This is a genomic window from Terriglobales bacterium (assembly GCA_035487355.1).
Taxonomy (GTDB): domain Bacteria; phylum Acidobacteriota; class Terriglobia; order Terriglobales; family Acidobacteriaceae; genus QIAW01.
The window spans coordinates 29,652-43,760 of the sequence record DATHMF010000047.1; the positions used below are offsets into that span (position 1 = coordinate 29,652).

General features: G+C 55.7%; 9 protein-coding genes. 6 read left to right on the top strand and 3 right to left on the bottom strand.

Going from position 1 to position 14,109, the window contains the following annotated elements; translation table 11 throughout:
- Positions 1-131 precede the first annotated feature (131 nt).
- Together VK738_10470 and VK738_10475 are read left to right on the top strand one after the other, a co-directional pair.
- On the top strand, positions 132-800 hold the full coding sequence (locus tag VK738_10470; protein HTD23069.1) for a hypothetical protein: 669 nt from the start codon (positions 132-134) through the stop codon (positions 798-800).
- A gap of 232 nt (positions 801-1,032) precedes the next feature.
- Positions 1,033-2,751, top strand: a complete 1,719-nt coding sequence (locus VK738_10475; protein HTD23070.1) for a hypothetical protein — start codon at positions 1,033-1,035, stop codon at positions 2,749-2,751.
- A 335-nt stretch (positions 2,752-3,086) separates the two neighbouring features.
- Here VK738_10475 and VK738_10480 read toward each other — a convergent pair whose 3' ends face one another.
- Positions 3,087-5,321, bottom strand: a complete 2,235-nt coding sequence (locus tag VK738_10480) for a hypothetical protein (protein ID HTD23071.1) — start codon at positions 5,319-5,321, stop codon at positions 3,087-3,089.
- A 417-nt stretch (positions 5,322-5,738) separates the two neighbouring features.
- Here VK738_10480 and VK738_10485 point away from each other — a divergent pair, with 417 nt between their 5' ends.
- Entirely contained in the window at positions 5,739-7,466 is a 1,728-nt protein-coding gene (locus VK738_10485) for an NAD(P)/FAD-dependent oxidoreductase (GenBank protein ID HTD23072.1), read from the top strand.
- 11 nt (positions 7,467-7,477) lie between these two features.
- The gene (locus tag VK738_10490) at positions 7,478-8,932 is read left to right on the top strand and encodes a hypothetical protein (GenBank protein ID HTD23073.1); all 1,455 of its coding nucleotides are present in this window, start codon (positions 7,478-7,480) and stop codon (positions 8,930-8,932) included.
- 286 nt (positions 8,933-9,218) lie between these two features.
- On the opposite strand, the gene VK738_10495 is transcribed toward VK738_10490, so the two are convergent.
- Positions 9,219-10,226, bottom strand: coding sequence for a LacI family DNA-binding transcriptional regulator (locus tag VK738_10495; protein HTD23074.1), 1,008 nt, complete (start codon positions 10,224-10,226; stop codon positions 9,219-9,221).
- A 179-nt stretch (positions 10,227-10,405) separates the two neighbouring features.
- The gene (locus VK738_10500; GenBank protein HTD23075.1) at positions 10,406-11,407 is read right to left on the bottom strand and encodes an ROK family protein; all 1,002 of its coding nucleotides are present in this window, start codon (positions 11,405-11,407) and stop codon (positions 10,406-10,408) included.
- Between the two features lie 403 nt (positions 11,408-11,810).
- Between VK738_10500 and VK738_10505 the strand changes: the two genes are divergently transcribed.
- Together VK738_10505 and VK738_10510 are read left to right on the top strand one after the other, a co-directional pair.
- Positions 11,811-12,812 (top strand): FAD:protein FMN transferase, encoded by a 1,002-nt coding sequence (locus tag VK738_10505; GenBank protein ID HTD23076.1) that lies wholly within the window; start codon positions 11,811-11,813, stop codon positions 12,810-12,812.
- Positions 12,809-14,038, top strand: a complete 1,230-nt coding sequence (locus tag VK738_10510) for a Gfo/Idh/MocA family oxidoreductase (GenBank protein ID HTD23077.1) — start codon at positions 12,809-12,811, stop codon at positions 14,036-14,038. The genes VK738_10505 and VK738_10510 overlap by 4 nt, the downstream gene beginning before the upstream one ends.
- Positions 14,039-14,109: the final 71 nt, after the last annotated feature.

The window sequence follows — 14,109 nt, forward strand, 5'->3', positions numbered from 1 at the left end:
TGACCAAAGACTCAATCACAGGTCATCGACTTTGGAATGCAAGACCGGAGGCCTAATCGGCGGAAACCCTTAAATAATTCCCAAAACACAAGTCTGAGAGTTTTCATTCTGCTTCGCTCCAGGAGAGGACTATGACCGTGTTGGCGGCACCGAAATTTCTTCATCTACGTCTTGAGGGCCCCTTTGCAGTAGTTATTCAACGCGGTAAGTCTTATAGAATCTGTGCATTCACCGCGCTTGATGCAACCCATCACTTTCTGATAAATGACCAGGAGATCAAATATAAAATTACCGACTCTTATCATTTCGATCTGGGAGGCAAAGGCATCAAGGAATATTCCAAAGCTCCGGCTTTTGACTGGTCTAACAAACCAACGAATACATGGAAGTATGATGACCGAGACTACTTCATCACGTTAGATTTACCTTGTCCCTTGCAAATTATGCAGGATCGCACGGCGAGAGTGAAATTTGCCGATGAATCGTCAGGGCTGATGCCGCTCAACCATATCCTGGTGTACGAGATTAGTGACTTCAAGCAAATAGAAGTCAACTGCAGGGAACTTGGCTCCCAGAGCATTATGGCAGATGGCATTTTTCGGCTTGAACTTGGGTTGACCCCTGGTAGTAATATGACGATACCTCATGCTATCCACTTCTATAATGATCTACTGAAGAACTTCTTTCCAGACCTCTACAAAGATAAAAGCTGTCTCCTCAAGAGCATTGATAAGACGGAGTACTCTCTGGTGACAACGACGCTTGAGTGCAAGAACGGTGGCATAATCGGCCAATCTTGACAACCCCTACGGCTTATCCATCATTTCCAGTGTCTTCTGGACATCCCTAGATGAGCATTCCAAGAAACAGAACCTCTCACGAGGCGCAAGCAATTTCTCTCATTAATTGTTGCTGGCCGCCCTCTCTTCGCACACCCGTTATTTTTTTGGTCTTCATCATCACAGCAAAAAGGGATTTCACTTGGCGCCACGTTCTAGCATGCAGGACTTCAAATCAGCTTAGGAGTGGATCATGCGCCGCTACAGTTTCATGTTGTTATGCTTCGTTGTACTCACCACGTGTCTCCCCACCCAAGCCCAGAAAATTGCTGCGGCAAAAGCCGCCAAGGGAAGCGGAGACATGGCACCTAACCACATTGTCAAAGTCGACATGCCGTTCACTGATCAAATGGCTGATCAGGCCGGGCTCGATAAAAATAAGCCGCAATTGAGTTCCGATGGCGTGCAAGGTAGTGGAGGGCTTGCTTCTACAGAGTGTCTACTGGCGGAAACGATTGCCAATGAGACGTTTGACAACCGGGATCATGACCAAACAATCAAGGACAAAGATATCGAGCGCTTTTGCGAAAAGGCAGTTGCAAGTGATACCCAAGGCATGCGGGAGACGGTTCGATCTGCTCTTGATGAGCATACGAGTACCGAACTCAACGCACCAATTGAAGATGTCGTGATTCACCTTGTGCGTTGGGACGATGCTGCTTCTCCACAGGGGGCCTGGTACCACTACCACCGAAGTGAGGGTGGCTGGAGCGGCCGCGTCCTGGGCTCTCCTGACCCAGTGTCAGAGCTGAATGAGATTTTGGGAACAAAGAATGTCGCCTTTCTGGCCATCCATCTGAACATTGATGATAGCTGCAAGATCCAGTACAAGATTGAGGCGAAGCACACCACACCGCTTAATCAACAAGACACCTTGCTGCTCATTCAGACTGCGGTTGCCCTTTTGTCTAAGTCTGGTGCCGGGGGAGCGAACCCTCAGTCAAATGGCAAACTAGCGCAGGCCTTAGATGGAACCGCAACAGGGCTCATAATCCATTCAATCGCCCCGAACCCAACACCTACGCCCACGCCGACTCCAAGCCCGACAATCGGGGTTTGGGGTGGTACGCTTATCCTTTCGTTGCCCGATTTGCCGGCATCGGTCACTTTCTCTGGGGCGCTGCAGGGTAAAGTGCAGGCAGACGCAGGTGGTCATCTAGTAAGGTCAGGATTCTCCGTCAGCAACACATGTGCCACTGCCACCGCTGGGGTCGCCGCTTCAGGAACAACGGATGCAAACACGGGAAATAGCGGCCCCGGTGCAATACCCAGCAGCGATCCTATGGTGCAGAACGGGAAGCCGCATTTCTTGCTCGCAGACCTTAGTTCCATTGTTGAGGACAAAGCAGATAAGAAAAATACTGCGCCGGCCAACAACGGAGCAACCGCTCCATCCACGGGAACAGCCGACAGTCCTACGTTCACCGCAACCGTCCTCAACGAAGGGCTGCACCACTGGGATGTGAGCATCGGCATGCCGGTTACAAGCTATAAGGATTACCAATATCAATCGGATTCGCAATTGGTTGTTCCCAAGAAGGCTTCAGACGTGAAGCCCTATGCGCTGTTGGATTTGTATCCGTTGGCTGCCGATCTGCAGTTGGCAACACAAAAAACCAGGTTTTCTTTCACACCGCCCAAATTCTCATTTGGCATTCCCATCGGCAACCAGCCATTTAACAGCCCTTTCTTCGGCGTCGGGTTCGGCGTCCTGTCAAAGTGGATTCGTTTTTCCCCAGCCGTGGGGATACGGTATCAAAAAGAATTCCGCACACGGACGCTCGCTCTGGGAGCGACGGCGAGCCCTGGCCAACTCAAGCTTGATCAGTACAGCAAAAGAGTGGCCAAGCTCCAGGTGATGGTGACTTTTTCCGTGAATGACGCGCGTAAGGTCCTTGGACTCGCCAAGTAATATGGCAGAGTCCCGTTCTGATTGCGAAGCGGGGAGTAGAGGATCCTCACTTCGCGTCAAACGGTTTCGGAGATAAAACTCACGTTTGACCTATAGCAATCCCAGAGTTGGTGTATCCGCGCCCGCACCGGGCCTAAAGCCCATTTGTTTACACTTCAACGCGGGCCTTGAAGGCCCGCTCTGCCACGGTAGCGGATACAGTAATTGTGGAAGCGCTATAACTGTTGAGTTCAAGATCGTCTGGCACGATCGTAGATCCCGCAGACCGCCTTGGTACTGGAATTGCGTCCATGTACAGGGAAACGCGCAGGATATTCACCAACTACTGACCGCAACTATCCTCTCCTGAACTGGAGCGCTGGCCGCTGCTGCCGGAACCAGAGTCCTATGCCTGCCAGGCAGTAGAGTCCTATCGCGACGAGTAGCAGCGCGCGCATGCCAAACAGCAGAGAAAGATTCTCCAATAATCCTCCTGCCACCGCGCCCAGCATGTTCGCTCCCAGAGCGGCACTGGGGGATTCAGCCTCGCGGAACTCCAAAGCAAAGAGTATTCCTGCGAAGAAAATCGGGATAGCAAAGACGGCCGTTGCGACCGCTCCCGCGGTTGCCGGGGATCCCGGAATCCGATTCAACGGCAGCAAGTAGGCCATCGCGAGGCCGGCCAGCAGGGCCGCGAAAATCCAGAAGCGTGGCAGCGATGCGCGGGTGCGTTCGACTACCATGTTGGCCAGCAACAGGGCAGACAGCAGGGCAGAGATCACAATGCCGTTCACTTGCCAGGTAGTCCCAAAAAAGAGGGCCAGCCGGCTAATCACCTGGGTTTCCAGCAGCAGGAAGCCGGCGCCCATGCTGAAGAAGAATAACGATGGCACCTGGCGACGTACTTCCGGAATCTGTGCGTAGAGGCCGAGCGAAACCAGAACTACCAGCACACCCAGAGAATAGTAAAGGCGCGGGATCCAATGGCCTTCGTGATAGAGATACGGCCAGTCGTCGGTTGTAATCGCGATCTGACCTTTATCTGGTGACACCACGTTCTTACGCACGAACTCCGCGAGCCGGGGATCGGCCGCAAGTGCATCTTCCACGCGGCTTGAGGGAGAGATCACGAAGCAGGTTGCGGTCGCGCCGTAACTGGAATCCGCATAGAACACCAGCGGAGGCTTGCCGAAGGTTTGCCGCAGCATTTCGGCCAGGCGAACGGCCATCCACGGGTGATCAACGTGAAACTTCACGAACAGGACGCCCTCGGGATTCAAATGCCGGCTGGCTTCGCGGAACGACTCTTCCGTGTATACAAAATTATCGATCCGCATATTTGAATAGTCGGAAAACTCGGTATGAGAATCCAGCAGCCCAAACAAGATCAGGTCATAGCGCCGCGCACTGCGCTTGAGGAACGCCCGCGCATCGGTTAGATGGACCGTTACCCGGGGCGAATCGTAGGGCCTCTCCGGATGCTCGCGTTTGCCCAAAGCGAGGATAGCAGGATCAATCTCAACCGCATCCACGGAGCGGCTGTCGTGACGTAGCGCTGCGGCAACATCATTGCCCGTTCCTGATCCTACAATCATTGTACTGGGCGAGAGCATGGCAAATCGGAAGGGCAGATTATAAGGATTCTCTTCCACAGCTTCTTTGACCAGCCCCGGGTGACGCGCCAGGAATGAAGGGGAGAGATCGACAATGTATTGATAGCCGGCATGGTTCACCCACACCTCGCCTCCCCAAAAATCTCCGTTGGAAGCGTAGTGCCGCGTGTATTGCACCTGCTGATAGGGTGTCCACATGGCGTAGCTCTCCGGGGTGGAAGGGTCATGCAACAGCAGCGCCAGAGGAACCAGCAGGCTCGCGACCACGAGTTGGCCGCGCCGCGTAGCTTGCAGAAACGCGAAGCCCAGCAGCACCGCACCCAGCCAAAAAGAAGGTGGCAGCATCAGGCGGCTGACGCCTAAAAAGGCCAGGATGCCGGCAAGGCTGCCCATCAGGTTCCAGGAATATGCCGACAGGGTGCTCGGTGCCCGGTCCATCTGCCGGCTCACGGTCTGCCCCAGAGGAACAAAGATCCACACTATCAGCAGGAACAGGGATGTGGCCATGAGCGCTCCACCCGCGAAGCGCACCCAATGCCAGGAACTTCCTGTAGCCCAGATTTCTAAATCGGCGGCGGCACCCAGGCTCTGCGAGAGCCCCTCCAGCCATTTTCCATTTTGGATCGGCAGACGGACCACCAGAAGTAACCCGAGGAACGCTGCAATACCAGCAAGCCAACGCGGAGCCTGGCGGGCCAGAGCGCATCCCAGGCCAAAGCCTACAAAGCAGAGCAAGAGCGCGAGGTTCTTGAAATAGGCAAAAGCCCGGACTTCTACCGCGATCCAACGAATGAATGCCAGTTCGGCAAAAAGCGTGAGAAAGCTGGCAAGCAGAAGGTGGGTAAGATTCCAGCCTTCGAAGCCGGCGGCTGCCGCATCGAAGAACGGGCGGCCACGCCGCCTGGCCCAGAAGAGCGCGATGCCAAATCCGGCCAAGGTTGCAGCGGCCACAAGAAACGTGAGGACTCGTGGGTTCATTAAGCAGGCTTTAGTGGTTTTGATTTCGAAACAAAGACAGAATAACAATACCTGTGCGGTTTGAATCGGTGCAACAATTTTTCGTTGTTGAGCCGGCGAAAAACCCTTAAGTCCAAACAACAACGCTTGTACCGAGGTGTCTTGAATCTTATACTTCTTCCCAATGGCTTGGCTGCAAAGAGTGTTGACAGTGGACTGTGCGTCAGCAGCTTGCCGTTTTCAAACGCCAGAACAAACAGCTTTCGTCTCAAATGTGCCGGATCGATTCTTCTGGATTGCTTTCCGAAAACTGTCGGCAGCCTGGAGAGAGTGCTTGGAACAGAGCATAGTTGGCGTGTCCAGTTTTCCAGGCACTATTTCGAGCGAGTTCACACTACCAAATAGCAAATGTAACTTTTTGTCCCGCGAGGTCATCACATGCACATCTTGCGACTCTTGGACAGGCGAATCAACCAATTCATCCGGCGAAGCCTGCTAGGAATGCTGGCGGGAGCAATTGCCAGCGTGTTTCTGGCATTCACGCTTGGCTATCCACGATGGAGCATCCTGTTGGGCGTCGTAGTAGGTGCGGCATATGCCGCGAGTTTACGTCCCACATCTGGCGCCTATGTAGATAACCTCATGGCAGCCGGTGCGCTCGGCGTGCCGCTCTGGGGGTTGCTCAGCATGATCGCGTTCCCATTGCTTTCCGGTCGGATGCCGGAGTGGAGCCCGGAGCAGATGCAAGAACATTTTCCAGCTCTTGTCGGCTGGGTGCTGTACGGCGCGTCGCTTGGCCTCTTCACCCAGGCTTTGAGCGACGTGGCTGAGCGCGTGCTCGGCCCAGAGCCCTTACCTGCGTCGCAGGCTCAGCCGGTGATGAAGCGGATCGTTATCCTGGGCGGTGGATTCGCCGGCATGAAGACGGCGGAGTGTTTGGAAGAGCAACTCCGTGCCAACCCTTCGGCTTCCATCACACTGGTGAGCGACACGAACGCGCTTCTCTTTACCCCCATGCTCGCTGAGGTGGCCGGGAGCACTCTTGAACCAAGCCACATCAGCACGCCTTTGCGCAGCGGCCTGCACCGCACGGAATTCATCCGGGGCCGCGTAACTGCGATTGATCTTGAACGTCGCCGAGTGGTCCTGGCGGGGCCGGCTTCCGATTCTCCAGCGGGAAATCTCGAAGTAGCGTACGACCATCTTGTCCTGGCGCTTGGCTCGGTCTCGAACTATTTGGGAATGTCGAACGTCGAGAAGCTGGCCTTCAACTTTAAGAGCCTGCTCGACGCCATACGCATCCGCAATCACGTTATCGAGATGTTCGAGCGGGCCGATCGCGAGCCCGAGAAATCGCAGCGGGCTCGTCTGCTCACCTTCGTAATCGCCGGCGGCGGATTCGCAGGCGTCGAACTTGCCGGAGCCCTCAACGACTTCGCCCGCGGGATTTTGGCCGATTATCCCAACCTGAATCCAAGCGAGTTGAACATTGTGCTGGTACATGCACGGGACCGAATCTTGCCGGAACTGAGTGAGTCGCTGGCAAAATACGCACAGGAAAAGATGGAAGTGCGGGGTGTAAGATTTCGCTTGAATGTCCGTCTGAGTGACGCTCAGCCTGGCGTAGTGGTCCTCAGTGACGGAGAGATTCACGCCCACACCCTGGTATGGACAGCCGGGACGGCCCCCAATCCACTGTTCAAGTCGATCCCATTCGAGACGGATAAGCGTGGGGCTGTCAAAGTTGATTCTACGCTGGCAGTTCCAGGTCACAAGTGTGTGTGGGCCCTTGGCGATTGCGCCGCGGTCGCCGATGCGAAAACCGGCAAACGATGTCCTCCGACCGCACAGTTTGCCATCAGGGAAGCAGGTACTGTAGCTGGAAATATCGCCAGTCAATTGAGTGGAAAGTCTGCAAAGAATTTTCATTTTGATTCACTTGGAGCATTGTGCGTCGTCGGCCATCAGACGGCCTGCGCGGAGTTGACGGTCCCGTTTACCCGGACCAAATCAATTCGTTTCTCGGGACTGCTGGCGTGGCTGATGTGGCGAGGAATCTATCTCGCGAAGCTGCCGGGGCTGGAGCGGAAGATTCGAGTGCTGATGGATTGGACAATCGAGCTTTTCTTTCCCCGAGACATCGTCCAGACAATAGATTTGCAGTAGGAGCTCTTAACATGTCCTCATCAGCATCTTCATCTACGGTGCCTGTGCCGGCGGCCGCGAAGCACCCGGTCTGGGTTGGACCGCTGCTCGGCCTTTTGGCGGGCGCGCTGGGCGGAGCGCTAGAGAGCAGACTATTAGAGAGTTCACTAGCGAACGGCATCTTGCTTGGCATGGCCTTCGGGCTCGTCTTCAGCCTCTTGTTCGCAAAACGAGCTACTACACCAGGAGCGGGCTTGGTTTGGGGTCTGGGCTTCGCTTTTCTTCTTTGGTTCGCGGTCCCCGCTGGAATTCGTCCCTTGCTGACCGGCTCTGCCCACTCCATGGGCATGTTGAGCAATGCTCAGGAGCGATTTCCTCAACTGGTTGCTTATCTGGTATGCCTGGGCATGCCTGTGGGCGTGGTCCTGGGAATTCGTGGCGGCCTGCGCCCGCACCCAGGCCAGCCGCGATTTCGTTGGGGCCGGGCGATCGTCGCCGGCGGGCTTGCTGGAACAATCGCTGGATTGGTTTTCAGCCGCTGGATGTATGCAGGTGAATTTTTCCCTCTTCTCGGCGGCTTTCCGGAGTTCGAGTCTCAGGCCACATCCGTAACTTTGCATTTCCTGGTCGCGCTGCTCATCGGCGCGATCTTTGGGATCCTCTTCCAGCGGGACATCCGCGGCTATGGCTCCAGTATGGGCTGGGGCCTGGGATTTGGAATCTTCTGGTGGTTTCTCGGCCCGCTTACGATTTTCCCGCTCAGCGTCGGCGCGCCGGTTGATTGGTCGGCAGAACAAGGCAGCGCGTTATTCGGTTCACTTGTCGGCCACATTATTTATGGATTGATCCTGGGCACAGTGTACGCGTTCCTAGACCGGATATGGGTAAGGTTGTTCATCCAATCTGATCCCCTCAATCGAGAACCGGAAGGACTCGGCCTCCATTTTCTGCGTTCCGTAGAATGGGGCGCCCTGGCGGGGTTGGTTGGTGGCTTGGTGTCGGGTCCAGTGATGTCGGCGACCGGCATATTGCCGAAAATTGCTGGTCTTGACAGCAACTTCGGTGGTGTACGTGGTCTGGCGATCCACCTGATTGTCAGTGTATTGATCGGTATGACCTATGGTCTTTTATTTCGCAACGAGGCCCCAAGTCTCGGGCTCGGTATCCCTTGGGGATTTTTGTTTGGCCTGATCTGGTGGTATGTCGGTCCCCTGACGCTGCTGCCTCTGCTTCTCACTGGTGTCTGTGACTGGAGGGCGAGTGCGGCATCGGCACTGCTCCCTTCGCTTATCGGGCACTTGATCTATGGCGGGGCCACGGCATTTATCTTCCTCTTGCTCGAGCAGCGGTATAAACGATGGCTGCTTCTCGACCCGCGAATTGCAGCCCGCGAATCGCGGCGCATTCGTCCGGTGGGGACGCCGGCCCCAGCTTTGTGGTTTTTCGTGCTGGGGCTGGGAGTGCTGTTGCCAATTCTGCTTGGCTAAAGTAATCCATAACTTTTATGTCGCTCACCCACTAGCAACCGCAGTCTTACTCTTTGCTCGCATGGATTTCTTCGTACCCATCACATTTGACCAGTTGAGTGCACTGCCTTGGGATATGCGCTGCTGTTTGGCGGCGCGAGTGAGAGGAGGACGGCGGCTCTGCTGCGAGACCGAGGGGCCGTTGAGTAACATCCAACGGCAGATCGATGTAAACACTCGAGCTGCTCATGTCGCATTCGGCATAACAGCCAACCTTGATCTTTAGATCCTTTGGCCGGCAAGAGGGCTACAGACGTTGGCTCGACTTGCGTACCACGAGCTTGGGAGCAATCCAGATTTTCTTCGGTCGCACTGTGTTTTTCGATGCGATTTGCTCAAGGAGCAGTTCGGCAGACTGCCTTCCTATCTGGCGGGTTTCCTGATCGATTGTGGTGAGTGGTACCGTCAAAACATCGGAATAATGAACATTGCCTGCGCCCACCACCGCAATATCCCGCGGAATACCAAGGCCTGCGTCGAGAATTGCGTTCATTGCGCCGATGGCAACGGGATCATTGTAACAGAAGACGCCATCTGGAATGGGATTTTTTCGCAGCAGCTTCTGCATCGCTTTGTATCCAGTGCTGTCTTCATAACCGGCTTCGACGACGTAACCCGAAGGTACTGTCAGTTTGTGTTTTTCCAGCGTGCGACGGTAACCCGCCAGCCGGGCCGCCGCGATGCCCAGTGCGGGGCCGCGCAGATGAGCAATCCGGCGGCAGCCCTGCGCTACTAAGTGGCTGGTCGCCAGTTTGCCGATCTCCTCGTGGTTGACGCCGACAAAGCTGGCCTGGACGCCGGCAATGGGCCGGTCAATCAAAACAAAAGGAATTTTCCGTTTTCGGATATTCTCGAACAGGTCTCGGTTCCCGGGGGACTGGGCCGACGCGATAATCAATCCATCCACTTGCCGGGCCACCAGGGAATTTGCCTCATTTCTTTCCAATTCGGGATCCTCTTCAAAATACGAAATGATCAAATGATAGTCATGCGGACGGATTGTCTCAGCCACAGCTTTGGCAATTTCAGCAAAAAATGGGTGCGTGAAGTCTGGCAGCAGCAGCCCGATGGTGTAGGTGCGCCCCGTGGCCAAGCTGCGAGCAGTCCAGTTTGTCTGGTAGCCCAGTGCTTTTGCCCGCTGCAGTACCCGTTTCCGGGTGGCAGCGCTGATCGGGCCCTGATTGCGCAGGACCTTGGAAACTGTGACCACCGAAACTCTCAGGTCATTGGCGATGTCCTGCAAAGTGACTGGCATAGCAGGGAGAATACCACAGGGAAATTTGGGATAGGCACGAAGCCACGCTGAAGATAGAAGCGCTCAGGGCAGGCCCGCGCTTCAGCATGACAGACTTTGTTTTGCGCCCTGATGTCAACAAAACCAGATGGTTTGATGAATCGGCTGCTCTATTTGCATTGAAGTAAAGATCGCGACGACTATGACGTCGCCAAAGCCTGAGAAGAGAGCGCGGCGCCCCCGGCGATGCCGGCATCCGCCCCGTAACATGCGGGAAGCAGCGGGATCTCCTGACAGCGCGAATTGACACTGCAACCAGGGAGGCGATTGCGAATCTCGTCGAAGAACGGCCGCAACATGGTGGCTACACCGCCACCCACGATCATCACCTCCGGTTCCAACAGGTCCACGATGTTGCCGATCCACAGCGACAAGAACTCGATGGTCTCTTGCAGTACGTTGGCGGCCAGACCATCACCGGCGGCGTAAGCTTGGCCGACCATTTCACTGGTGACGGCGTCAATGTGCCCGTCAGCGAGGTCAAGAATGCTCGAGCCGCGGGCCGGCTCTGCAGCAAGTTTTGCGCGCGCTCTTTGGGCGATCGCGGGACCGGATGCGAGAACCTCGATGCAGCCCCGCTTGCCACATCCGCAGCGAGGACCGCGGTAATCAATGCTGAGATGGCCACCTTCGGCGGCCGCGCCGGTGCGTCCGTGATAAATGCGGCCATCCAACACAATTCCGGTGCCAATGCCCGTGCCTATGCAGATATAAAAGACATTACGATAGCCACGGCCGGCACCCCATAAAGTCTCTGCCAGCGCCGCGGCGTTGGCGTCGTTATCGAGCTTCACAGGGACCCGGTAGATCTGTGAGACTTCAGCCGCCAGCGGAAAATTCCGCCAACAGGGTAAATTGGGAGGATTAATCACGATGCCTGCATTCGGGTCCAGCGGGCCGGGGGAGCAGATCCCAATGCCGGAAATCAACCTGAGGGCCGTATCACTTGAAGTCTTGGCGGAGACTGAATCGATGGCAGAGATCACCGCCGCCATGCCAGAGGCAGCTCCAGCCTGCGAAACCATCGGGATGCGGTTCTTATGCAGTATTTTTCCAGCGCGGTCAACCAACCCGGCAGCGATTTTCGTGCCACCAACATCCACACCGATGACAATGCTTTCTTGCGCTGCAGCCTGAAGCACAACGTTCCTTATCCGGACCCGAGTCCAACTACCCCACTATTTTTGCTGTTTATCATAGCATCGCCCGCATGATTATGCGGGTTTTAGATAAGCGATTATCTATGCTTAAAAAGCGCTTACTTTTACCTTGACAGCTCTTTCAGAACCATAGTAGCCTTCGCTTCCACACGGGCGCAACACATGCTTAATTATGGTGACGGGTGCAATTCCGCGCGGAGGCGTTCAACGTTTTTAACCATCCCCGGTTCAGCGTCGCCCAATCCTTACCCGGCAACCTCCAGTTCGGGCTCAAGCTTACTTTCCAGGAGGTGTCTCAGACGGCGAAGGCGGGTAGGGACTTGAGTTAAACTTTCAGACGCGAGAGCTCCTGCCGAACCCTTAGGAAAGCGAAGGACCTGTAGAAGTGAAATCTCCCGATGAGTTATTTGTTCAGTCGCGAAACGCAATGGGGACAGTGTTTACGATTTACCTTTATGCGCACGACGGGGAACTGGCGGGAGTTTTATTTGAATCGGCTTTTGAAGAGATCGAACGCCTGGAAGAGGCGTTGAGCAATTACCGGGCAACGAGCGAACTCTCGCGCATCAACCGTCTTGCAGCACGCCAGGCGGTCACGACGGATCCTGAGGTCTTCGCGTTGCTCCAGACGTCAGTAGCTTACAGCCAGCGAAGCGCTGGAGCATTTGACGTGACCGTCGGACCGCTGATGCGGGCGTGGGGATTTTTTCGCGGCGGGGGCCGCTATCCCGCGGACGCGGAACTCCGGCACGCGCGAGAGAGCGTGGGTTCGGAGAAGGTAAATCTTGACCCGGCAACACGCACCGTGCACTTTGCCGCTCCCGGTGTGGAGCTCGACCTGGGCGCCATCGGAAAGGGCTACGCCGTAGACCGTGCGGTGAAGGTTTTGCGCGAAGCTGGCGTGAAAGCGGCATTGGTCGATGCAGGATCCAGCACACTTTATGCCATGAATGCTCCGCCAGGGAAGAGTGCCTGGACCGTGCATGTACCCAGGCCGGGAGATCGTTCCCAAACAGTTTCGACTGTAGCGCTGCGCAATGAGGCGCTCTCCACCTCGGGGAATTATGAAAAGTTCTTTCAGCTTAACGGACGTAGGTATTGTCACGTCATGGACCCGCGCGCCGGAGTGCCCGTGCAAGGTGTTCTGCAAGCTACGCTGATAGCTCCAGATAGCACAACCACCGATGCTCTCTCGAACGCCATGTTCGTGATGGGGCCCGAGGCAGGAAGTAAATTGCTTGCGACCGTATCAGCTGCGCGGGGGCTGTGGATTTTGGGTGAACCGGAATCGCAGCGATTGGTGCAATGGCAGTGGCAGGATTGCGGCGGCGATGTGCAGACGCTGGTTACCAAACGAGAGAAGGGAAAGGAGCAAATAGCAAGATGAACAGACGCGAATTTATTGGCCGCGCGGCAGCGGCGGGCGGTGCTCTGTTGTTGGTAGAAAACGGGGAATCGCGGCCTAAGGCGCCCTCCGACCAGATCAATCTCGGCATTATTGGCCCTGGAAGCCGTGGCCAGCAGTTGATGCGCACATTCCTGCGCGTTCCCGGGGTCCGCTTTGCCGGACTCTGCGATGTGTATGAACCTCGTTTCGCTGCTGCACGTGAAATCACAAAAGAAAACACGCCGATTTATCACGATTACCGCGAGCTGCTAGCGGCGCGTGACCTTGATGCTGTAATCGTCTCCACTCCGCTTTCGCTTCATTCTCAGCATGAGATCGCAGCGCTCGAAAGCGGGAGGCATGTCTACGGTGAAAAGAGTCTGGCGTTTACCGTCGAGGAGTGCTACAGCATCGTCGATGCGGTGAAGCGCACCGGGAAACACTTCCAGGTGGGCCTGCAATATCACTATGCGCCCTGGTATCGCGAGACCCTGCGCCGCATTCAGGCGGGAAAAATCGGGCGGGTCACGCAGGTCTATGCCTACTGGCATCGAAACAACAATTGGCGGCGTCCTGTTCCCAATGGCAGTGACAAGAAGTTGGAACGCTTGATCAACTGGCGGCTTTACAAGGAGTACTCCGGCGGGCTGGTCGCCGAGCTGGGCTCGCATCACATCAATTTCGCTAACGAAGTTTTTGGCAGTATGCCCGAGTTGGTTGTGGGTAGCGGTGGAATTGATTTCTGGAAGGATGGGCGCGAGACCCAGGACAACGTACAAGTTACGTATCGCTATCCCTCAGGGCAGACATTAGTCTTTTCAGCGATCACCACCAACCAGCTTGACGGCGCCCAGGTGCGCGTCTACGGCACCGACGGCAGCGCTGTGCTCACAGAGTCGGACGCGATCTTTTATTATGAGCCCAAGCGACCGCAGTCCGCGGTCGCTCAACAGACCATCGTGGAGCACGGGATTGTCACCGGCGCAAGCTATCGTTCAGAGATGCCGTATCGCGGTCCTGGCGAAACTGTCTCTGTGCCGAAAGACAAACAGGGCAGTCCGGACTATGTTGCCTGTGCTTCCTTTATAGATAGCATTCGCAGGAATCAACGCCCAGAAGCAGACGAACAGGTAGCGTTGGCTGCCGGCATGGCGGTCGCGCTCGGCAATCAGGCGATTGATCATGGCAAGCGCATCGTATTTTCTGAACACTCCCGTCAGACATAAATGGCGTTTTCTGATTCAGCAGCGTGAATGCTTGGCCGAGCTTCGCTGCACGCAGCCACCTGAGGAGGGGT